Genomic DNA, 21,774 nt, shown 5'->3' with positions numbered 1-21,774 from the left:
CTACCCGCGTAATCCAGCGACAGCTTGTAATTTACTTCGCCTTGGTTCTTCCCGACCCCGCAATTATTGGAATCGGCTTGCGTCTTTCAGGAGCTGCTTTCGCTTCATCTCGCGTACGAGCTTTATCTAGCAGTAGCGCCATGAGTTCTGCATAGTCGACGGGTTTGGCTAAATGGTCATCGAAGCCTGCTTCCAATGCGCGCTGGCGATCTTCATCGCTTCCCCATCCCGAAATGGCAACAACGATGGGTCGCGGCAAGGAGGCTTCCTTGCGAATTCTCCGCACGACTTCGTAACCATCCATCCCAGGCATGCCGATGTCGAGCAATATGAAATCGGGTTGCACGACTGTCATCGCTTCCAGTCCCGCTGGTCCATCGTAAGCGGCATAGGTCCGGCAACCATCCAGCGACAGCAGGGCTTCCAGGGTATGGACCGCCTCTTGATTGTCATCGATGAGCAATATAGTCGAACCTTCCAAAGAATCAGAATCGGATAATTGGTGTGTGAGCTGAGCAGGTTCGACTTCGATTAATGTCTCAGCAGGTTGCCTGGGTAGAGAGACGCAGAATTGACTCCCTTTTCCCGGGCCATCGCTAGCCAGAGTTACGAGACCATCATGCATTTTGACGAGTGACTTTACTAGCGCTAGACCAATCCCCAGGCCCTGGCGGTCGCGGTTTCGTGGAGATTCTGCTTGGGCAAAAAGATCAAAAACACTTTCTTGCATTTCCTTGGCGATCCCAATCCCATTGTCGATGATGCACACCTTTGCGGATTCAGAATCGCCATCCAAAAGGATTTGAATCCGACCACCGCGCGGTGTGTATTTGGCTGCGTTGGAAAGTAAATTCGAAACGACTTGGATCAGTCGAGTCGAGTCTCCATTGACAACCAAGGGTTGGCAGCAACGTACAAATTTCAGATCATGCTTTTGTTCATCGATCGAGGGTGCAACCATCTCGATCGCTTGTTTGACAATGTCACGCAGATCGACCGGCTTGCATTCCAGGCGAAGTTGACCTCGTGAGTATCGAGAGACATCGAGCAAATCTTCTACAATCCGCAAGAGCTGCTCGGTTTGGCGACGCATCGTCAGGCGAATTTCGCGCACTTGTTCGGACTTCAGCGTTTCACGATCCAAGAGATCGATCCCAGAGCGAATTGGGGCCAGGGGATTTCGCAATTCGTGGGCCAAGAGTGCCAGCCAATTATCTTTTTTGCGGTCTGCTGCCCGGAGTCGCTCAGTTAACTCGGCATTGGCTGCAGACTGTAGATTGACGGCGATTTGGCGGCTGTCGGAACGCCAATAAATCGCGATTGCAGCACTTCCTACAACCGCATAGATGACCAGTGCCAGTTGATCCGCGTGGTTCGTAACAAGAAAGCTATAAGGTGGATCGATGACCCACTTCGCGGCCGCGAAGACGCCAAAGAAGAGTGAAAGGATTGCGGGACCAACACCTGCTACCCAGACAGTGAGCATCACCGAGAGAAAATAGAGGCCAAATGGCATCCGATCATCCAGCAGATAGTCTAACGATTCGCGGGCCCATGTTGCCGCTAACGTTGCCAGTACGGCGAAACCGTATCTTGTCAGACACACACGGCACCGACTTTCCATAATTGCCCCCCATGTTGCTATGAACGATTCAAAATCAGGTTAGGCGAAGGAATCCACAAACCTGTGATGAGAAAAACAAGTCTACACAGCAATTGTCAATGGACTTTTGCTGCACAAAGAAGTTCATCGTTCAGCGAATCGACCAATTCTTGTGGCCGGATCGGTTTGAGGAACCAGCGATCCACTCCGCGAGGGCCTATCTCCACATCCATTTCTTCCGGTTGGGAGCCTGTTACAGCGAACACCTTAACCCCACGATAGTCAGGATTCAAACGGATCGATTTGACCGTTTTTGGTCCATCCATGCGGGGCATGTGCATGTCTAGAAGAACCACATCGGGCCGATCTCGCCTGGCAAGTTGCACCATAGCCTGCAATCCGTCCTGAGCGGTTTCAACTTCGTAGCCACTCATTCGCAGATAACCTGCCAGCAGCTCGCACTCATTGGAATCGTCTTCTACTAGCAATGCACGGGGTACAGGGTTTGCCCGCGCTTCGGCTTCTTCAGCAGAACCATTCTTGCAGGATACGGCAGCGTTGCCGTCGAGTAAGTCGATTTCGTGGATTGCTGTGTGCAGCGAAGCTAACGCATCTTCATGCATTCCTCGATCAAGTTGCTTCTCCATCAAGCTCAGCGAAAGTTGTGCACTATTGAGCCGATTTCGAAAATCGTGGATTCTTGCCGAATCCGCTTTGAGCTTGGCTTCGCTCTGCAATTCGCCATTGAGAGTGTCGGTCAATTCATGACGCAAAATGCGAATGTCTTTGGGTGCATCCACGCCCACCCGCACGCGATGGCCATCGACACGCAGGATCTCGACCGTGATGCCGAGGTTGGGAAAAACAATTTTGTCTTGGGGTCCTCGTGACAATACAAGCATAACCGGATCTCCTTATCTAGAAACTTGAGCGCAGCGGGCACGACACTATGCAGCGCGCATCGCGTTCACATTGCGACACGACTGTCGACGAAGGCACCTTACCCCGTCCACTCGCTAATCCACCAACGCCCGGCGGCAGTTCTTCTTGAACAGCTGAAAAGGAGATCCATTCCTTGGTGCCTGGCAGTCAGAAGTGCAATTTTACCGGGATTGCTCCACCTAGAATAGCTCAGAATCTTTGGTGCAAGATGCTAGCAGTCTGTTGCTGCAACAAGGTGGTTAACCGCGAAGAACAGCGAGATGTTTAGTTCTTGTAGATTTTATGTTGCGGCCTGCCCGAGAGGATTTGTTCTTTCCCCCAATTCGTAACGGATCGGAAAGCGTCACTCTGAATAAAAGTCTGAAATGCCTTTTCATCTGACCACTCACTGGTGATTAGATACGATGCCTGGTCGCTGACGTCCTTCCAAAGTGTCGACTGAGTATGTCCTTCGGCTGCATTAAGGGCACCAATGACGCCAGCAAATTTTTCTTCAAAATCTGCCTGCTTTCCTTCAATAACGTGATAGTTCATTCCGACGGTGATCATTGTGCGGAGGCTCCCAAGTAGCAGCAGTGAATAAGATCACATCTTAGGCTGCGAAGCCCTTCCTCGCAACCCACCGAAGGCCGCAACCCAACTCTCCAGCTACCATTTAATGCCGAAAGCGGTTATTCTGGAATAGTTGCGGAGCGTCTCAACGGACTTCTGAATAATGCTCGATCCAAGCTTGTCTATGTCCATGTCCGACCGACAGCACGATCTGGTTGTTTGCCTGATAGCCATGGAAAGCAAGTTGGTCGGTCTTCATTCACTCATTGACGTATTGCAGGACTGGATCGAGACCCCGACCACATCTCTCATGCCGCTGTTGCGGGAGCACGGGATTCTCACCGAGGCCCAGCATCGTGAACTTGCCGAACAGGTTGCCGCGCGGCTAGCCGCTTGTGGACTAGAAACCGCTTCAATGTGGCAAACCGTACCACCCCCGTTCAGAGGAAGTTTGCTCAACCCACACGGAGCTTCTACTGAAGATAGTAGTGAGTACTCCGACACTGACAGTGAGCTCGATCGTACTTCAGCCCTCCCAGCCCCTATCGTCGGTGGCAAAAACGACGAACGTTTTAATGTTGTCAGCTCTTACGCCGAAGGAGGATTGGGCGAAGTCTCTATTGCCCAAGATCAACAACTCGGTCGCATGGTCGCTTTGAAACAGATCAAGACCCGCTATGCCGACGATGTTGCCGCTCGGTCTCGGTTCCTGCTCGAGGCCCAGGTCACGGGGCGGCTGGAGCATCCTGGGATTGTGCCCGTGTACGCTTTGGGCTTTGATGCTTCGGGTCGGCCCTACTACGCGATGCGTTTTATTGAAGGGGAAAGTCTGCAAGAAGTCGTGAGGCGTTTCCATGATAAGTTTTCTGTGCAAGATTCTACTCGTGGTCAACGTATCTTGGAATTGAGGAAACTCGTGGGTCGCATCGTCGATGTTTGTCACACGATGGACTACGCCCATAGTCGCGGCATTCTGCACCGAGATCTCAAGCCAGGGAACATCATGCTCGGCAAATATGGCGAGACGTTGGTGGTCGATTGGGGGTTGGCCAAGGTGCTCGGTGGTGGCGAACAGGTCGTGTATCAGGAAATCGCTTCTGCCTGCGAGGGATTATCTCCCACCTTGAAGGGTACCCCAATTGGCACCCCAGCTTACATGAGCCCCGAGCAGGCCGCCGGCCAGACGGATGACCTTAGCCCACAAACGGACATCTATAGCCTGGGAGTGACGCTCTATCAAGTGCTGACAGGTCGACTACCTCACGAAGAAAACTCCGTGAGCGGCGTGATCCAAAAAATCAAGGAGCAATCTTTTGCCAGACCGCGGGAGCATTGCCCTTGGCTTCCAGCGCCGCTAGAAGCGATTTGCATCAAGGCAATGTCTCCCGATCGCGGAGGCCGATATCCATCTGCGGCCGCGTTGGCGGAGGATATCGAACGCTGGCTGGCCGGTGAACCGGTCTCGGCATACGCACCAACACTCTGGGAAGCGACTTTGCGGTGGCTTCGGCAGCGGGGGTAACCAGCGGCTACGATTGACCGGCGATGCTCGTTATGGAAAATAGCGTCCCCGGGTTGAAAGCTTGATCTGGGAGGGTCAACCCGCTATCCGAACGATTCAGAGGCGATCAGAAATGGAGTAAGCCATGAAGCAACTGCAAAGAGTCGATATAGACGAGTTCAAAGCTCACTTCCATGGTCAGTTGGTCCTTCCCGACCACGCGGACTACCACGAGGTGCGTCAGATCTGGAATGCGATGATCGATCGCCAGCCGTCGCTGATTGCCCGCTGTTCGACTCCGCAAGACATTGTTCAGGCTGTCAATTTCGCGCGCGATCAAGACCAGCTCGTCTCCGTTCGTGGGGGCGGTCACAATATCGCGGGCAATGCGATCTGCGATGGCGGGATGATGATCGATCTATCGCTGATGAAGAGTGTCGAGATTGACACGGAGAACCGCCGGGCGACGGTTGAGCCCGGCTGCACCCTTGCTGAGTTTGATGGTCCGGCGCTGGCACATGGCCTCGCTACGCCGCTGGGCATTAATTCGACCACGGGCGTGGCGGGCCTGACGCTCGGCGGCGGCTTCGGCTGGCTGAGCCGAAAACTCGGTATGACGGTGGACAACCTAACAGCGGCGGACGTCGTCCTGGCAGATGGTCGGGAAGTGCGTGCAAGTGAAACGGAAAACGCGGATCTTTTCTGGGGGTTGCGTGGTGGAGGAGGGAATTTCGGCGTAGTCACCCGGTTCGAATTCCAACTCCATCCGGTGGGACCGGAACTGCTGAGCGGCATGTTTGTCTTTCCTTTTGATCAGGCTAAATCCGTGATCACTCAGTTTGCTCGTTTCACCGAAACAGCACCTGAGGAACTCAGCGTCTGGATGGTTACTCGAAAGGCGCCGCCGCTGCCATTCCTCCCGGAAAACGTTCACGGAGAACAGGTCGTCGTGCTGCCGCTTTGCTATTTGGGCGACCCCGCCGTGGGCGAGGAACTCATTTCACCGATCCGCAAATTCGCCACACCACTTGGCGAACACATTGGCGTGATGCCTTTTGCCGCGTGGCAGCAAGCCTTCGACCCGCTCCTCACGCCGGGGTCGCGCAATTACTGGAAGTCGCACAACTTCGACCAACTGAGCGAGGGCGCGATCGATGCCCTGATCGAGTACGCCGGCACGATGCCGTCGCCGCATTGCGAGATCTTCATTGCCGCGATTGGTGGTCAGACAAACCGCATCGCGCCAGAGGCGATGGCGTATTCGAGCCGGGACGCCAAGTACGTGCTCAACGTGCATGGCCGTTGGGAATCCGCCGCTGACGACGAACGTTGCATCGCCTGGGCGCAGGAATTCTTTGCAAAGACTAAGCCGTTTGCCGGCAACGGTGCGTACATCAACTTCCTTACCGAGGATGAAACCGACCGCATCGCGTCTGCCTACGGGTCCACCTACAACCGGCTGGTGGAGATCAAGAAGAAATACGATCCATCGAATCTTTTCCGCATGAACCACAACATCAAACCGGCCTGAAGAGGCAATCGCCAAGCCACCGGCTGCGGTTGACCGGCAGCGCCCGCGATGGACATTAGACCTGCCGGTTGAGAGCCTGCTTCCACGGGCGGCTAGCAGCTGAGCCGAGAACCTTTAGCTGTTTAAGGAGGGAGTGTCCCGGGCCATGAGTGGAACCGCTTCACGGACCTCTTTTTCTTTCAGTTTGGGTTCTGAATAAAAGAACATAAGCCACTGTGTATATCTGGATCGCATCACAGTGAATCTGTACAACGGTTCGTTGTATCGCCGGTATCGTTTTCCCGAACTGCTTTCGAGACCGCCTTCATTTCGTTCGATTCCGGCTCTTCCCAATTGGAATCAGCGATATACGAAACGCTGAGCGAGGAGGAGCTACGCAAAATTCGTAGCAGTTTCGATCATTTTCAATTCTTTAGAGAGTAGGGGAAGATTTGGGAAGTAATAACTACTCCTTGCTCTTAATATCACTGCTGACGGCAAGGGCATCCATTGCCTGCAAGCCGGGCAAATGGCATCTACCAACGACCAAAAGTTGGAATGCGAGCAAGTATCTCTGTAATTTGTAACTCCTATTGAAGTATAGGCTTAAGGCTTGATCACGGAGACGAAACCGATAGGCTGCCATCCGCACGGCACGCAGCTTGCAAAGAGCGATTCTCAACTCCTTGCAATCGTGTTCCAGGCGGAAATTAATAATGCAGCCGAAAGTCGGTCTAATTCTCAGGATTCTCTTTGCAATCCTCGTTCTCTCTGCGGGGAATTCATTGGTCCAGGCGCAGAGTACTTGTGGCAGGGAGTGCAACTGCCCAAATCTTCCGGTCGTGGAGCGAAGTTATTCTCACGGGAGGTTCTTCTTCGTCGAGACGACCAACTTTAGGATTTGTTGCGATCACTCGCAGAAGAGGGCTCAGCATCTTGCTCGGCATGCAGAAGCGTTAAAGAATGCCCTTAGTAAGAAGTGGCTTGCTAGGGTTGAATCCCAGCCTTGGAATCCCCGGTGCCTAATTGTTCTCCATGAGACTCAGCGAAGTTACGTAGCCGCGGTTGGGCTGGGAAGTGAGCGAACGGTGGGCTCATCGCTTGTCAACGTCGAAGGCAACGTAATAACTTCTCGGCGGATTGATTTATTAGACGCGAACACGGAGTTTCTGTCTGCGGCTTTACCCCATGAACTAACGCATATCGTGCTGAAAGAACGGTTCAAAGCTAAATCCTTGCCGCGCTGGGCCGACGAGGGAGTAGCTACTCTTGCTGACTCTGCTACCAAATTATGTCGTCACCGGCAGGATCTCTACGCAGCGATTGACAATAGCACTACATTTCCGGCAATTGCCATCATGACGATGGAAGCTTATCCCCCACCAGATCGCTTCGGGGTATTTTATGGACAAAGCGTATCTTTGGCAGAATATCTTGTCAAAAAGAATGGTCCCCATCGATTTTTAGAGTTTATGGAAGAGGCCAGTAACCGCGGCTATGATTCTGCCTTACAGCAGTGCTATGAGATCGCGAACACTGGGGAATTAGATCGTCAATGGCGGTCGTCTCTAAAACGTGATCGTCTTGATCCTAGCACAGGTGGCTGAAACGCTTTTTAGCTGTTCTCCAACAACAGCTTTTAGTAACGGTCCAATCTTGAACCCCCCCGATCGGGTTGTCTTTAGCTGGCGCGCGAGAATTTAATCGGAAATATCGCTTAAAGCTTACAACAGGCTGCTAACTGGGATTGTCTTAGGCGAAATCATTGGTCTAATTCACTTATAGGGCTCCTCCCAGACGAACGAATAACATACAAATTCGTAGTTGCAGAACGGATGGGATGGTATTGCATCCTATAATTCTATCAGGTTGTTCGCCTCCGTTTCATATCTGGTTGATGTTTCATGAATGTTCGCAGGATATCGCGAGTTGTTCGTAGTCGTTTTCCGACACTTGTCGTCTGGGCAATGATGCCGCTTGCACTGCTCAATTGCAATTATGTTGTTGGCTGTGGCTGCACTGTGAACTTTGAAGCGGTTTGCCAATGTCAATGCTGCAACTCGCGGGACTTAAGTAAAGCAGCATGTACCTGCAAAAGTAGCTGTAGCAAAAGCAAGCATTTGGCGTCCTTTTGCTGCAAGACAACAGAGACAAGCTTTCGCAATGCCTTGGGAAATAGCACCCACCCAGGGAATCAAGAAGATATGGATTCCCATAGCTGCACTAACACGATTGCTGTTGTCATGGTGCCTGCTATTTCAAGCGATTCCCAGCTAGAAGAAGAGGAAATCGAAGCTGCAACTGCTTGGTTATCTTTTCTTACGCCGAGTTCGGTACCTTGGAAGAAGACAACTCACTTTGCCGATCTCGATTCGGGTCCTCAACCTGTGGACTGCGTCATTGTTTTTCGACGCTTGGTCATCTGAATCTCTCCAGCGCAGCGCACTTCTTGCACGCTGCGCCAAATTGACGCGGACTGCTCGGTCAATTTTGAATTCCCCATAATTCGGAATTCATGGTAGCCGGGTGACTGCTGAGCATTAGTCACACCACAAGTGTGGAGTGCTCTCTGGTGGTAGTCTGTTCGATCTTTCGACACTTTGTTTTGTCGGAGATCTTAAGCAACTGTTCTTAAAAGAATGTTTTCCGGCAACGCTCTCAGGGTTGCCATTTACTGTCACTTTTTTTGAAAGGCGGAATACGATGAGTAATTCGTTTAAGTCACAGATGTTTTTAGCTTTATTTATTGGACTGATTTCCAGTGCTAGCTTGAGGGCTGATTTTGCGGACTACAACTACAAGGCCTGGAATCAGCCGTCGAAGAGCTCGAGTCAAATGGTGATGCGGTCTCGTTCCTACCGAGCTTCCGCGCCAGTGGTTGTCCAGTCGGAATCGACACCAGCGGAAGTAGCCCAAACACCGAGCGAGTCGCGCAGCTACTCCTACGATCCCGCGCAGGAAAAAGACGTGCAAAGTCCTTGCGGTTGCAACCCAACAAAGTCCGATGAGCCGGCCACTGCACAGAATTCCAAGCAGTCCAACCGAAGCTATTCTTACGAGCCACAGATGAATAGCAGTAATAGCTACTCGGCACCAAGGATGAGGTATCGTTCTAACCAGTCTTCACCAACCCCTGCCTACTTGCTAGAGAAGACTAATCCAAGAAAGTTCAACCACTAGCGGCACACAGCATCTCGCTGTGGTGAATGGCTTCGGCGTCCCTGGATCGGTTGTTCCGGTCCAGGGACGCTTACTATTTCTAAAGTCCTTCAGGCATTAGCCAGGGTTGCAAATAGCTATTTGCGATTGTATGGAAAGACATTGGAGGCTAAGTTTTTTCCAAGCTTTGCCGTCAACACGTTGCCATCGGCATTTGAAACAGGATTGCTTTTTGTGCCGCATTCTATTTTGTTGCCGCGTAAGGACTCCGACAGCCATCCAGAGTTCTCCTTCAGGGGAGAGTTGCTTCTTGGCGATGCACGAGATCGTCAACGGCACTTGGACCAGGTGAATTTACCAGAGGCCAAAGAGCATGTCGGTCCTGAGAGCGAAATTGGTTTCCCAAGTGGGTGAGTATCCTTGGTAGAGTTATCTTGTGCATGGCCTCGGGCAATAAGATCCGTTAGTGGACCGGTTGATCACCCATGAAGAATTGTCGCCTTACGGAAAGACTCGCCAGTGGAAGTGGGCCGAGCAACTCAGGGCACCTCTTGAGAAGGCACTACCCAATCAAATAGTTCCTCGAATAGGACGGGACTTCCTAAAGGGAACGAAGCTTGTGTCAAGAGGCTGGCCAAGAAACTGGACCTCGATTTGTCAATTCGAATGCGCGGTAGGCCGAAGAAAGTGACAAAACACGGAAAATAGTTCTGAACTCTTTTTCTTTCCATGGGAGTCGCCGTTCAACTGCTTCCGGTTGTTAGGCCGCCTCTTATTCTTGCGGCCCAATAAACTCAAACATCTCGGCCTCTTCCCCCTCATCCGACACCTCGCCCATCAAGTCGAAGTTGTCAATGACCGTGAGTTTGCGGACCGGTTGATCCTCGTCGAAATTGATCTTCTTCACGTCGATCCAGAACACCTGCCCACTAAATACCGAATCGTAATAGAGGACGCGGTTGGACAGGTCCGTCACCGTACGCCAGATCGTGGTCGAGACGTTCGGACGCTCAGGGTCGGCGATGCCGAACGGGGCCGACACGTTGCGCATCACGCTCATCAATGCGGCCACCGCCTCCCGATCCGATTTCGGCTTCGGCAAGTGCTGCACGTAGTAGGCCCCGCGGGCAAAGCGGTCACCCGGTTCGTGAGTGCCGGGCAACTTTTGATCTCCGCCAAATCCTCGGTACTGCCGCAGGTTCTCCAATTGTTTGTCGAATGTCGGCTGGTTGGTCATCACCGTGTGCTCGCGGCTGTGGTACACCTTGATCTCACCGTTGATGCATTCAAAGACTACCGAGTCGCCGGACGGATCATCCATTGCCAGATGGATCGTCGCGGCCTTGCCGCTGCCCTCGTGGCTTGCCATCCGCAACTGGAAAGGCTCATTCTCCATCTCCTCGACCGCTTCCTTCACAGTGGCGAAGTTGTCTAGATAATACTGCGGCCACATGGTGATACTCAGGCCCGGCACGCTCTCGTCGCGTTCGCCAACCGATGTCTCGGGCAGGTAAAGCATGTGCACCGCCAGGCCCTTCTCGTTGATCCCGTCTGCGGTGCCTGCGTCGTACGCGGTGATCACGACGCTCCCGTACTTGCTGATCCATGTAAGCGGGTTGATCGCCGTCAGCCCGCTGCGCTCCATGCCCCGAGGGAGAAACCAAATGTTGCTCTGGATGTCTTCGAACCAATCCATGTTCCTGCCAACCAGCACGGCATGACCGTTGTCATTCCACAGCACGCGGGAACAGGCCTCTAACGGCGAAGCTATAAACACGCTGCCAAGAATAAAAACGAACGACGCGAAATGGATTCGGTACATAGTCGGCCCACTTTCGAAAAGCTAAGTTATCGACTCCTAGCCTAGTTAAAGAAGTTTCCGTTTATCACCTGCGAAGGGCGGGCAAATGTGCGGTCTAACGCTTAGACGGTCCATCGTCGTAACCGTATGACCTTATCGGCTGGTTGCTCTATTTTCAAGCCATTTCCTGCGTGATAGGCCCCGTTCCTTGCGCTCAAGGGGCCGGTGGGCCAGCCCGCCGGGCTGCGAACACCGCGTGCCGCTAGGTTCAAGATATGCAAACCACTAGTTGTACGCAGCAACCTGGAAGGAAACCGCTTTTTCTTTTCTAACTTGACAGACTCTTACAGGAACGGTTTTATCGCCCGCCGCTACTTACAGGAGCCTTGCCGAAAGAATTCTAAGTAGTCGAAAGTCTTATTCTTGACCGTTGGGTGGCAGGCTGTAGTATTGGCAACCATGCCCGTAAGACCACGCAAACTCTTGATGGAACAATGCTATGCAACCTCTTGAATCAACTCAGGCGATGGGGACCGACACCCAGGGAGAAGACGTGCCCTATCGTACTCTTCCATCGCGTCGGGGCACGTAGCTTTTCCCTGACTCCCAGCCCCCGAATCCCAGCCCCGACTCCCAGCCCCATTTCCTCCGCCTTTGCGTCTCTGCGAGAGTCTTCCATTCCGTCATGAATTGCCGGAACGCGTATTCCAAACGATACAAATCTTCTCAGCTTGCATAAATATATTGAACATGAGATTGCAGAGAAAACGGAGGTATAAGAAAGTAGCGTGGAACAATAATCTACACTAATCAGCGCTAATCCAAATTAGTGAAGATTGGCGAAGATAAGGTGTTCCTTTCTTCATTGCTTTCATTCTCACTGTTAGCTTGGTTACCTCCTGTTCCATGGATTTTGATTGCGGCAAGGTGCCGCGCTAGGTTACTCGTTCCGACTTGCAGCTTCCCCCCTCTCGCCACTCACCCCTTTTTACTAGAAATTGTGCCACCCTGTTTAATACAATGGATCTTGCCCACCGCTAGGCAAGTTCCTTGAAAATCAAATGGAATTATTGTTGCCCCAAGACCAGCGACGCGGCTACGGATCCGTCGGTTGTCGTCAGCACTTCGAGGACGCGAAGCACAGGGATTTTTGTCGCGGGAGAGTCGAGTTTTGTTTTACAAAACTCCTAATAACATCAACAACCGACTGCTAGGTAAGACGTTGCCTGCCAATGAGTTGAAGCGACTCGGGCTCGCAGAAATGGAGGGGGTTTTGTTTTGGGAAAAAAAGTTTTCTACGAAATGACTGCGACAAAACCCCCGCTACGATTCGCAGAAGCGAGCGAGGATTGATGGGTTCTGCGCAACTCGCAGTCCCTCGACGGTCGCCTGCTCCGGAAGGTCCATGTTCTTCTCTCACAGACACGGTGTCGCCGAGGATCTGCGAAGAAGTGGGAAGAAGTGGTTAGTGGTTTGTAACGATTCGGCAGCGTAGCGCACGCGAGCCAATCATCAATCACCCATTTCTCACGGCTCGCAACTCCCCCCAACTTTCTTGTAGAAAATGTGCCACCCGATTCGCGATAATGGTTCCACGGCAGACCCTGTCTGAAAACCGCAAAGCCAGAAAACCCAAAGATAGCATAGCCACAGAGGACACCGAAAGCACAGAGAATTCCTTGTTTTCTGTGCTCTGTGCTACTAACGATACAAATCTTCGTAACTTACGCAAATTAATTGAACAAGAGGTCACAAAGAAAACGGAGAGCAAAAAAAAGGTTGGCCTAATAATTTTCCCCAACTGACGCGAATTATAAAGGCGAAGATAAGCGAGGATGATTGTTCCTTTATTCATGCCTATTATTTATCTCTGTTGCCTCCGTTTCCTCATGTTCAGAATAATTGTGGTTGCGGCTTGTAGCTTCGCTGGGTTCTCTGTGGCCATTTTTTTAGATTGGCTAAGTTTTCGACTTTGCAATTCTCCACGGCAGACCATGCCAGCTCATTGATAATTTGGAATCGCACGCAAAACAAATTTTCAAACTACTCAGAGTGCAGGCTGTTATCCAAGCACCTGAAAATACGGAAGTTTTCAGCATGCTTGGCGGACTCAGATTTCACTCTGAGTATTTTGTTTACGTTAATTACCTTCATTGTGCGCGAGCCGGTCACGGTTTGGCACTGTAATTCTCGATCAATTCTGCAGACGAGTCGCGCAAAATGAGGGTAGTTATTTAATAAAAAATCCGGATTGGAGAAAAAACTCCCCCGCCCGGGATCAGATTCACCGAGTTTTTCCCTGCCAATGAGAAAATCAGCCAGGAGTTTTTGCGAAAGGTGGCTGATAAAAAGACAAAAACCCAGAGAGGCGGACGCCCACATTCGGTTGGTTACCAGACAGACTTCGGGATTCAGCTAAAATAATTCCGGCTAACCACTAACGGCTAACCGCTAACAGCTTTTCCCTACCCACCAAGTTGACCAACATGACCAAGTTGAGCTACGAATGAATTTATCTTCGCGTCCATTCGTGTGAGTCGCGGGCCGCTTCTAACAAGTTACAATAAGTGATTGATCCGAGCATGCACAAACTCCACATCCGCCCCGGCGTCGCAGGGGATGCCGAACTTATCTACACGCTGATCTCCGAATTGGCGGAGTATGAGAAACTTTCCCATGAAGTGGTGGCGACGCCGGACTCGTTGCGGGAATCGATATTCTCTCCCAATTCGGCGAGTGAAGTCTTGATTGCTGAATTGGACGATCAGCCTGTTGGCTTTGCCTTGTTTTTCACCACATATTCTACCTTCCTCGCAAAGGAGGGGATTTATCTGGAAGACGTTTATGTGCGACCTGCCTTCCGAGGTCGGGGAGTTGGCAAACAATTGCTCGCTGAAGTTGCCCGCATCACAGTCCAGCGTGGCGGGGGCCGGTTCGAGTGGTCGGTGCTCGATTGGAACACGCCTGCAATCGAGTTCTACGATTCCCTTGGAGCGAAACCGCAGGGTGAGTGGATTCGCTACCGCATCGTCGGCAATGAGCTTGAGGCACTCGCGGGCAGTTAGCAATCAGTTATGACTGTGGGTAAGATGGAACCTCAGCTCAGCTATGAATGGTTCCCCACCTATGCCGCAATCAACCGCTACATTTCTCCTTTGTCGACTCAGCCGAGTCTTACTCGTGGGACTGTGGTTCACTCTAATAGTTACAGCGAGAGCAAAGGAAACTGCCTCACTAAACCTCGATCCCGACGCACTTGCCGCTGAGGTCACCATCCACCGCGACCAGTTTGGCGTTCCGCATATAATCGGTGCAACGGATGAAAGCGTCATCTTCGGTTACGGCTATGCCCAAGCAGAAGACTACTTTTGGCAGCTTGAAGACTCCTACATTCTCGCCCTCGGTCGTTACTCCGAGGTCGTCGGTCCGAAGGGTATCAATTCGGATCTGTTGAATCGCGGCTTCGAGATCGTCCGTTCCAGCCAGCGGGACTTCGCAGCACTCGATGCGCTTTCGCAACGGTTGTATGCAGCCTTCGTCGCGGGGATCAATCACTATCTTGCCCAGCACCCCGAAGTGCAGCCACGACTGATTCGGCATTTCGAACCCTGGCACGTGTTAGCCTACTATCGGCACATCGCACTGGAGTTGACCTTCCGCTTCACCGGCTTGAACGACGACTACATGCCTCGCCGCAATCCGCAGATCTGGGCGGCGACAGGCTCGAATGGCTGGGTCTTGAGCGGCAGTCGCACGAAGTCGGGAAACCCTCTGCTGTTGGCCAATCCCCACATGCCGTGGTTCGGTTTCGCCCAGATGCTCGAAGCCCATCTCATGTGTGATGGAACGGGAGGCGGAGAGCCTTGGAATTTTACCGGTGCCGGCTTCTATGGGAGTCCTGTATTGGCGATGGGTCACAATGATCGGCTCGGCTGGACACTGGTCACCAATCAACCCGATATCGCCGACACCTGGCGGATACGTTTCTCCGATCCCGAGAACCCTCTCGCCTACGAATACGACGGCGGCTGGCGACAGGCCGAAGAATGGCAAGACACGATCCGTGTGCGCAAATCGCACGGCTGGGAATCGCGACAGTTTACGTTTCGCAAGACGCATCACGGGCCGATTGTGACAGAGGAGGAAGAACTCCCCAATGGAGGGAAAACAATGCTCTCCGCTCAGATTGCAGGGCTGTTTGAAGTCGTCCCCCTGCGGCAGTCGCTACGCATGATTAAGTCTCGCAATCTGGCTGATTTCCGTAGTGCTTTGGGGTCGTTGCAGGTGCTGTATATGAACGTGCTCTATGCCGACTGCGATGGCAATACCTGGTTTGTCTACACGGGCCGAGTGCCACGTCGCAATCCACGCTTCGACTGGTCGCAGCCAGTGGAGGGAAGCAACCCGGCCACCGAATGGCTCGGCAACCACGGCCTGGATGAATTGCCCCAGGTGCTCAATCCGGGAGCCGGGTTCTTGCAGAACTGCAACTCGACCCCTTTCGAAGTCACCGACGGCCAGAATCCAGACCGCGAGAGCATTCCCGCCTACATGGTTGGCGATGCCGACCGCCGCACCCTCAGGTCGCTGCGTTCACTGGAACTTCTGCGAGGCATGAGCGACGTCACGTTCGAAGATTGGCAGCAGGCCGCGTTTGATACCGAGGTCTACTGGGCTCGCCATGAACTTCCTAAGTACGCATTGCAACTGGAAGATTTGGCCCATGAGAACCCGCAGCTTGCGAAACGAATTCGGCCCTATCTCGAAAACCTCTTGGCTTGGGATGCACGGATCACGGCGGACTCGACTGCCGCCACGCTCTGCCATGAGTGGTACGAACAACTCTATGGCTTCACCTATCCCGGCGAAGAACTCCGCAGGATCTACGTTGGCAAGCCCGAGAAACAACTCGAAGCACTGGTCCGCGCAGCCGACCGCTTGCAGAGTCTGCACGGAACTTGGCAAGTACCCTACGGTGATCTCTATCGCAGCCAACGCCCTCCACGAATCGGCGACCTCACCGACGTTCGTTTCACCGATTCAGCGCCGAGCCTCACTTCGCTCGGAGGCCACGGGCCGATGGGAGTTATTTTTACGCAGTACTACACCCCCAGCCTGGAGATCCCCTGGGTCATCTCTCAACGCAAACGCTACGGAATCGTCGGAACATCGTACCTGGCAGCCTGGGACTTTTCGCCCGAAGGTGTCAAAGGCACAAGCCTCGTCCCCTTTGGTACCAGCGGCGACCCCGCTTCACTGCACTACTTTGATCAGGCGAAGCTACTCTCCACGCAACAGATGAAACCCGAGCTATTTACCAAACAGCAAGTCCGAAAAGCCGCCGTGAGAAGTTATCACCCAGGGAGCGAATAGAATTGACCTACTCCGCCGCTGGCGGCGTAGCATCCCCCCGCTCCACCACCCCGAACAAGTGTCCGCCGTGATCGGCACCACTCCAGAAACCGGCGTAGTGGTCGTCGTAGATCATTACTCGGGCAGAGTAGGTACCCAGGCCGGGGAAGCCGATGTTGTCGACAGTAATTACCGGCGTGTCTCCGGCCCAAAGGATGGGAAGCGCAATCGGCAGGGTCACATCGTGGTCCCCGTATTGAATTCGGGCGACGAAGAGCCAGTTGTCGCCCTCCAGGTGTTTGACACTTGTCAGTTCATAACGCTCTGGTTTCAGAGCAAGTTGCTCCTGGCCGGTGATTGTGAAGTTGCCGACCAGGGTGGCGCCAGAGAGTGAACTTGCTAGATCAGATTCCCTCTCTGCCTGCGAGTCTTTCACGGCGGGTTCGTCGGCAGAGGTCGGCAGACTACAGCACAGGAAGACTATAAAGCAAACGAGGTTCGTGGAACGTAACATGGCAAGGAGTTCCTTCGTGAATGAGAGTCTTGTGCTGAAGTGTGACTAGATTCTACCACAATTCGCGAACAAGCAAAAAGCGCGCAAAAAAAGCCCCGACAGTCTTGCCGGGGCTTCATTGCAATTGGTTTCGTAGGTCGCTTACTGCCCAGGAAAATAGCTGCCGAGATTCAAGAATTGTGAGCTGCTCCCTGTCGTTGGCATTCCTTCATTGGTGTTTTTGGAGATGCTCCCACGCCCACCACTCATGCGAACCTGTTGTCTCAGGCGGCGAATCTCTTCGGCCTGCACTTCGTTCGTTTCCCGTTGCTGAAGTTGCGGCCTCACGTAGGCATAGTAATTGGGCAGGCTTGTGCTTGTTTCTGGCATGTCGAGTGACAGGTAGGGACTCACGGTGGGTCCTCGCTGGATATTCTGAAACGGCTTGTTGCCATTCAACTGAACCACTTGGGTTGCCACTGCTTGCTGAGGCACTGTTGCTTGACGATAGTAGCCCTGCCCGGAACTGAAATAGGCTGCGGCAGGCGTTTGATAAGATGCCTGATTCACTTGGGCTTGCGAATTTGTTGCCAGATGAACATTTAGGCCTGCACACAGAATTCCCACCATCGTGCAATAAGTAAGTTGTGCAAGAGTATTTGGATAGCGGTACATGCAGTCTCTCCTCGCAAGTTGAGTGGCAAATCAGGCCGCCAAACCTTGAGGCATGGCGAGCCCTATAACTCATACAATCGGCATATTTTCACACTGGACTGTTGTCTAACCTAGTCTCCAAGAAGTCAGTGCTAGCACTCCTACCGATGGCTTCTCAGCAGATTGGCTGGTTCCCACGTTCATAAATCGCCGAAATAGAGGCAAAGAGTCGTATACTTGACTTAGTTGACCAACTTAGTTATGATTACAGCGTTCGAGCGATTTCCCCACCATTCCGCTGGCCTGCCAAGGAACCCCGCGCCATGCCCACGATGACTTCCTCCCCACGAGACTCGCGACAGAGAATCTCAGTTCCCCGGGCGCCGCAGCAATTGGAACCGACTCCCGAGTTGCTGGCCGAGTTGTCCGCCGCCAGTGCGAGTCTGGAGTCGGCAACCCCTGAAGAGATCATCACTTGGGCCCACGAACGGTTCGCCCCCTACCTTACCATGGCCACCGCATTCGGCCCGGAAGGGTGCGTGATCTTGTCGATGCTCGCCAAGGTGGCGCCCGAGACATATGTTTTCAATCTCGACACAGGCTACCAGTTCCAACAGACACTCGACTTGCGTGACCGCATTGCGGAGAAGTACGGCATCGAAGTCGACATGCTCCAGCCCGAATTGTCAGTTCCAGAATACGAGGCATTGCACGGAGGGCCTCTCTACAAGACCGATCCGAACCAGTGCTGCTTCGATCGCAAGATCAAAGTATTGCGACAAGCCTCAGAAGGCAAACACGCTTGGATGAGTGGCATCCGCCGCGACCAGAGTGCCGACCGGGCACAAGCTGCAATTGTGGGTTGGGACAAGAAATTCAACCTCGTGAAGGTCAGCCCGCTGGCCAATTGGTCTAAGAGCGACATCTGGAATCGCATCCTGGCGGAAGACGTGCTCTACAATCCGCTGCACGACCAGGGCTACCCCAGCATTGGTTGCTGGCCCTGCACCCGCGCCATCGGCCAAGGAGAAACCGATGATCGGGCTGGTCGCTGGAGTGGCACCGGCAAAACCGAATGCGGCCTGCACACGATTCAAGAATCCGACGGTAGTGGAATCTAAATGAGTTTCGAGCTTTGAGTTACGAGTTCTGAGTACTCGCAACTCGTAACTCGTAACTCGTAACTTGCCATGAACCTCAACGCCAAAACAGAATACGCTTGCCTGGCCATGCTCGAATTGGCCCAGCACTATGCCACCGGTGAGCCGGTGCAGCATCGGTTGATTGCCGAGCGGCATGGCATCCCCGCGCAGTTTTTGGTGCAAATTCTCCATCAACTTAAGCGCGCCGGATTAGTCAATAGCACGCGCGGCGCTTGTGGCGGCTACCAACTCACTCAGCCTCCGCAAGAGGTGACGCTGGCAGAACTCTTGGATGTCGTCGAAGGTTCGACCGATTCGACCACTTCGGCAGCAAATGCCTCTCCGTTGGCCCCCGTGCTCTTGGAAGTCTGTGCCGAACTGACTGCCGTTCAGCGTGAACGGCTCGAAGCGATCACGCTCGCTGATCTGTTGGACCGCGCCGCCGTTGAGGCCGACCCGATGTGGTACATCTGAGAGGGGCTATTAGCTGTTAGTCATTACTCAGAGTGAAAGCTGTTAGCCGTTAGCTATTAGCCAGAGATCGCCGCAGTTTCGCCTTTTTTCTGGCTAAATGCCAACAGCTAATAGCTAATAGCTAATAAGCCTGAAGCAGCAAACACCGCGGATTCAAGCTACTGGGTCAGCAACTGTTTTCACTTTGAGTCATTAGCAATTAGTCAATAGTCATTGGTTTTCAGCTCTTCCTCTCTATTCCCCAATTCCTTCCATTCCTTCATTACCCCACTCCATTTCCACGCCTACTATGGTTGCGCAGCGCCATCCTCCTTGTTCGATCCTGCGCACCGTAACGGGGGTTTTGTCGCGGCCATTTAGTAAAAAACTTTTTTTACAAAACAAAACCCCTTCTTTTTTTAGTGGCGTCGTTCGCTTCAAATCCTTTGCAGATCAAGACTTACGTCGCAACCGACGCTTGAGAGTTTTGTGAGTTTTGTAAAACAAAACTCCGGCTCCTCGTTACAAAACTCTCTCTTCTGCAAAGACGGATTTCTCACCTCATCGCTGCGCGAGCGATTCGAAAAGAACCGATTGTCAATGATCGACCCCTGTTATGTGGCAAGTCCCATTATCGCGATCAGGAAGTGGAATTCCACAACGATTTTTGGGCCACGGCAAGGAAGGCGCGAGGCGCTAGTTACTAGGCGCTAGTCAGAGAAGAAGGGACGGGGATCTGGGGACTGGGGTCTGGCTAATTGCTAACGACTAATGACTAACCGCTTTCTTCTGAGCGGCACGGCGCGAGTCGCTGGTTGCTAGCCGCCAGTCAGAGGGATAGGAAGGAAGATTGATCACCGCTGAGTCGCGGAGTACGCGGAGGAAAGGGGACAGGGAAAGTTATTGATGAGTGATAAATGGCCACTCGCCACGCACCGCTAGCTTCCTCCATCAATCATCATTCATAAATCATAAATCTACCCGTCCCCCCATTCCCCCGAATCCTAGCCCCACACTCTCCAACCACTAACTGCTATAAACGATCCTCCACAGATTAGCTATTTTTCTCTCACGTGAGAAAGTAGAGATACTGCGATGTGTCCAAAATGGGGTGGTGCATCGCCAGAATCAGGGTCGGCGTTTGCGGCCTGGACAGATTGGCGAATCAATCGTATCTGCGAGGCTCGAAGTGTCCGCTGAAGGTTTCTTGTAGGGATTGGTAGCCTGTCAAATCATAGCCACCAGGTTGCGGCTGACCTTGCGATTTTCATCAAGATTAAGACAATTACAATTTTTAAACGACATATTGCAAGCGCAATGTCATGACTGCCGTCGCAGCGCTCCGAATTGCCGGTCATCCGCTTATACTGGCTGACCTATTGCTATCGGGACCAGTTGAGCCTGATAGGGTGACAACCCTGCCTTCGGTAGAGGTTGCGTTCAGGAATGCGCCGTCGGGTTATCAGGGCCCAATAGGACTATGTCAGAAAATTGCGATTGTTGCGGACAATTTGGTCATTGGATGGGCAGGTAAGCGCACTACGGCAATGGATTTTGTTGGCGAGCTACGGCTGCGTTGTGAGCATGATTATTTCGATGCACAGCGTCTTAGGGAATACATTAATATGCAGTCCGCGTCCACTTGGAGCGAGATTCGGTTTGCTGGCTTTGTCTCCTATGCGGAAGACTTGTCTTTGGGAGAATCCTCAGCGTCAATTATGGCAGATTCATTTGGGCTTGCTTCTGATCAGATACTCACGCCAACCATCGGAAAAGCGTTCGTTATTGGATCAGGCCGAGAATTGCTGATTGATTACCTGAAACAGGTCTATCAAGATCCGCCGAACATAGAGTCCGATCCAAACTTGGCGGTACAAGCAGTGCTGCATGGGACGTCGACGATCGGGGATTTTCTGACGATGGAGCAGTTTGCCCGAGAGAGTTTAGACGAGGCGTTCGGTGGTGGATATGAATTGGCAGTAGCTTCGCACGGTGAGTTCATCAAGCTAAATGTCCTTTATGTATTTTGGCGAGGATGGGTCAGTGACGATCACAAAAACTTCAGTTTATATGACTACCCTTTCCTTCTATTTCGATATGAGTATTTCGATGACCTCTTAGTGATTCGGACAATCGCTATGCAAGAACCAGCGGACAAGCCGATTCCGCAGGAGTCCATTTTTAAGGTACCCCCAGTTTATCGATTCCTCACGGCTGAAGAGGAAAGTACGTGTCCCCGTCCACCATTAAAGACAGAATGGACCTGTAACTTTGTCCAAGTAATTCTGCCGGATGGCAAATGGAAAACCATAACGTTAATGGGGCACAAGAGTGACTGGCTTGAATTCAACGAAGAAAATGGCCAAGTCGTTGGAATGTCGTATTCCAACGACTTCCGCCACAAGATTAATCAGTGTGTCAAAGAACTTTTGGTCGAAAGAGAGACTTAGCTGGCTTTGGAGTTTACGGCTGAGGTACCTTACAGCTGCTGAAGACTTTTTCACTTCATGCAATTGGCCGCATTATCAATCGCAAGCGGGTGGTCCACTTGATCGCAGTTTGGAAATATCCGATTTCGCTGTTGTTTCCTTGGTGACCGATTCGGATCATTA

16 protein-coding genes are annotated in these 21,774 nt (G+C 52.5%); 10 read left to right on the top strand and 6 right to left on the bottom strand.

The genetic code is table 11. The features are described 5' to 3' along the window. Window positions 1–31: 31 nt before the first annotated feature. The 3 genes from Pla144_RS03385 to Pla144_RS03375 form a co-directional block, all read right to left on the bottom strand. Window positions 32–1,624: an ATP-binding response regulator gene (locus Pla144_RS03385; protein WP_146447892.1), complete on the bottom strand. Its 1,593-nt coding sequence runs from the start codon at window positions 1,622–1,624 to the stop codon at window positions 32–34. A gap of 95 nt (window positions 1,625–1,719) precedes the next feature. Continuing rightward, window positions 1,720–2,505, bottom strand: a complete 786-nt coding sequence (locus Pla144_RS03380; RefSeq protein WP_146447891.1) for a response regulator — start codon at window positions 2,503–2,505, stop codon at window positions 1,720–1,722. A gap of 304 nt (window positions 2,506–2,809) precedes the next feature. Further along, window positions 2,810–3,094 carry an antibiotic biosynthesis monooxygenase family protein gene (locus Pla144_RS03375; protein WP_146447890.1) on the bottom strand — a complete coding sequence of 95 codons (285 nt, stop codon included), beginning with the start codon at window positions 3,092–3,094 and terminating at the stop codon, window positions 2,810–2,812. A 166-nt stretch (window positions 3,095–3,260) separates the two neighbouring features. Between Pla144_RS03375 and Pla144_RS03370 the strand changes: the two genes are divergently transcribed. The 5 genes from Pla144_RS03370 to Pla144_RS03350 all read left to right on the top strand — a co-directional run bounded on the left by Pla144_RS03370 (window position 3,261) and on the right by Pla144_RS03350 (window position 9,681). Further along, complete coding sequence (locus Pla144_RS03370; protein ID WP_146447889.1) at window positions 3,261–4,619, top strand: serine/threonine-protein kinase; 1,359 nt, start codon at window positions 3,261–3,263, stop codon at window positions 4,617–4,619. Between the two features lie 124 nt (window positions 4,620–4,743). Further along, window positions 4,744–6,129: an FAD-binding oxidoreductase gene (locus tag Pla144_RS03365; RefSeq protein WP_146447888.1), complete on the top strand. Its 1,386-nt coding sequence runs from the start codon at window positions 4,744–4,746 to the stop codon at window positions 6,127–6,129. Between the two features lie 1,067 nt (window positions 6,130–7,196). Next, on the top strand, window positions 7,197–7,715 hold the full coding sequence (locus Pla144_RS03360; protein WP_146447887.1) for a peptidase MA family metallohydrolase: 519 nt from the start codon (window positions 7,197–7,199) through the stop codon (window positions 7,713–7,715). A 597-nt stretch (window positions 7,716–8,312) separates the two neighbouring features. After that, window positions 8,313–8,534: a hypothetical protein gene (locus tag Pla144_RS03355; RefSeq protein WP_146447886.1), complete on the top strand. Its 222-nt coding sequence runs from the start codon at window positions 8,313–8,315 to the stop codon at window positions 8,532–8,534. Window positions 8,535–9,414: 880 nt separating this feature from the next. Beyond that, window positions 9,415–9,681 (top strand): hypothetical protein, encoded by a 267-nt coding sequence (locus tag Pla144_RS03350; RefSeq protein ID WP_197530357.1) that lies wholly within the window; start codon window positions 9,415–9,417, stop codon window positions 9,679–9,681. A 358-nt stretch (window positions 9,682–10,039) separates the two neighbouring features. Here Pla144_RS03350 and Pla144_RS03345 read toward each other — a convergent pair whose 3' ends face one another. After that, window positions 10,040–11,089: a linear amide C-N hydrolase gene (locus Pla144_RS03345; protein ID WP_146447884.1), complete on the bottom strand. Its 1,050-nt coding sequence runs from the start codon at window positions 11,087–11,089 to the stop codon at window positions 10,040–10,042. 2,561 nt (window positions 11,090–13,650) lie between these two features. On the opposite strand from Pla144_RS03345, the gene Pla144_RS03340 reads away from it, so the two are divergent. Further along, on the top strand, window positions 13,651–14,133 hold the full coding sequence (locus Pla144_RS03340; protein WP_146447883.1) for a GNAT family N-acetyltransferase: 483 nt from the start codon (window positions 13,651–13,653) through the stop codon (window positions 14,131–14,133). A gap of 61 nt (window positions 14,134–14,194) precedes the next feature. Further along, window positions 14,195–16,441, top strand: coding sequence for a penicillin acylase family protein (locus Pla144_RS03335; protein WP_197530356.1), 2,247 nt, complete (start codon window positions 14,195–14,197; stop codon window positions 16,439–16,441). A 7-nt stretch (window positions 16,442–16,448) separates the two neighbouring features. Here Pla144_RS03335 and Pla144_RS03330 read toward each other — a convergent pair whose 3' ends face one another. Continuing rightward, window positions 16,449–16,934 (bottom strand): hypothetical protein, encoded by a 486-nt coding sequence (locus tag Pla144_RS03330; RefSeq protein WP_231936143.1) that lies wholly within the window; start codon window positions 16,932–16,934, stop codon window positions 16,449–16,451. 141 nt (window positions 16,935–17,075) lie between these two features. After that, window positions 17,076–17,588: a hypothetical protein gene (locus Pla144_RS03325; RefSeq protein WP_146447881.1), complete on the bottom strand. Its 513-nt coding sequence runs from the start codon at window positions 17,586–17,588 to the stop codon at window positions 17,076–17,078. Window positions 17,589–17,890: 302 nt separating this feature from the next. Between Pla144_RS03325 and Pla144_RS03320 the strand changes: the two genes are divergently transcribed. The 3 genes from Pla144_RS03320 to Pla144_RS03310 all read left to right on the top strand — a co-directional run bounded on the left by Pla144_RS03320 (window position 17,891) and on the right by Pla144_RS03310 (window position 21,612). Beyond that, window positions 17,891–18,688: a phosphoadenylyl-sulfate reductase gene (locus Pla144_RS03320; protein ID WP_146447880.1), complete on the top strand. Its 798-nt coding sequence runs from the start codon at window positions 17,891–17,893 to the stop codon at window positions 18,686–18,688. Between the two features lie 69 nt (window positions 18,689–18,757). Next, a complete protein-coding gene (locus tag Pla144_RS03315; RefSeq protein ID WP_146447879.1) occupies window positions 18,758–19,183 on the top strand; it encodes an RrF2 family transcriptional regulator in 426 nt (141 codons plus the stop codon). A 1,604-nt stretch (window positions 19,184–20,787) separates the two neighbouring features. Continuing rightward, entirely contained in the window at window positions 20,788–21,612 is an 825-nt protein-coding gene (locus Pla144_RS03310; protein WP_146447878.1) for a hypothetical protein, read from the top strand. The last annotated feature ends 162 nt before the right edge of the window (window positions 21,613–21,774 follow it).

It is taken from the genome of Bythopirellula polymerisocia, assembly GCF_007860015.1.
GTDB classification, from domain to species: Bacteria; Planctomycetota; Planctomycetia; order Pirellulales; family Lacipirellulaceae; genus Bythopirellula; species Bythopirellula polymerisocia.
This window is presented reverse-complemented; position numbering and strand designations above follow the sequence as displayed.

What these genes read in the sequence shown, in the direction of transcription:
- Pla144_RS03315 (WP_146447879.1), top strand. Translation starts at nt 18,758, where the DNA reads ATGAACCTCAACGCCAAAACAGAATACGCTTGCCTGGCCATGCTCGAA.
- Pla144_RS03320 (WP_146447880.1), top strand. Translation starts at nt 17,891, where the DNA reads ATGCCCACGATGACTTCCTCCCCACGAGACTCGCGACAGAGAATCTCA.
- Pla144_RS03310 (WP_146447878.1), top strand. Translation starts at nt 20,788, where the DNA reads ATGCAGTCCGCGTCCACTTGGAGCGAGATTCGGTTTGCTGGCTTTGTC.
- Pla144_RS03365 (WP_146447888.1), top strand. Translation starts at nt 4,744, where the DNA reads ATGAAGCAACTGCAAAGAGTCGATATAGACGAGTTCAAAGCTCACTTC.
- Pla144_RS03370 (WP_146447889.1), top strand. Translation starts at nt 3,261, where the DNA reads ATGCTCGATCCAAGCTTGTCTATGTCCATGTCCGACCGACAGCACGAT.
- Pla144_RS03385 (WP_146447892.1), bottom strand. Translation starts at nt 1,624, where the DNA reads ATGGAAAGTCGGTGCCGTGTGTGTCTGACAAGATACGGTTTCGCCGTA.
- Pla144_RS03340 (WP_146447883.1), top strand. Translation starts at nt 13,651, where the DNA reads ATGCACAAACTCCACATCCGCCCCGGCGTCGCAGGGGATGCCGAACTT.
- Pla144_RS03375 (WP_146447890.1), bottom strand. Translation starts at nt 3,094, where the DNA reads ATGATCACCGTCGGAATGAACTATCACGTTATTGAAGGAAAGCAGGCA.
- Pla144_RS03330 (WP_231936143.1), bottom strand. Translation starts at nt 16,934, where the DNA reads ATGTTACGTTCCACGAACCTCGTTTGCTTTATAGTCTTCCTGTGCTGT.
- Pla144_RS03380 (WP_146447891.1), bottom strand. Translation starts at nt 2,505, where the DNA reads ATGCTTGTATTGTCACGAGGACCCCAAGACAAAATTGTTTTTCCCAAC.
- Pla144_RS03345 (WP_146447884.1), bottom strand. Translation starts at nt 11,089, where the DNA reads ATGTACCGAATCCATTTCGCGTCGTTCGTTTTTATTCTTGGCAGCGTG.
- Pla144_RS03335 (WP_197530356.1), top strand. Translation starts at nt 14,195, where the DNA reads ATGCCGCAATCAACCGCTACATTTCTCCTTTGTCGACTCAGCCGAGTC.
- Pla144_RS03325 (WP_146447881.1), bottom strand. Translation starts at nt 17,588, where the DNA reads ATGTACCGCTATCCAAATACTCTTGCACAACTTACTTATTGCACGATG.
- Pla144_RS03355 (WP_146447886.1), top strand. Translation starts at nt 8,313, where the DNA reads ATGGATTCCCATAGCTGCACTAACACGATTGCTGTTGTCATGGTGCCT.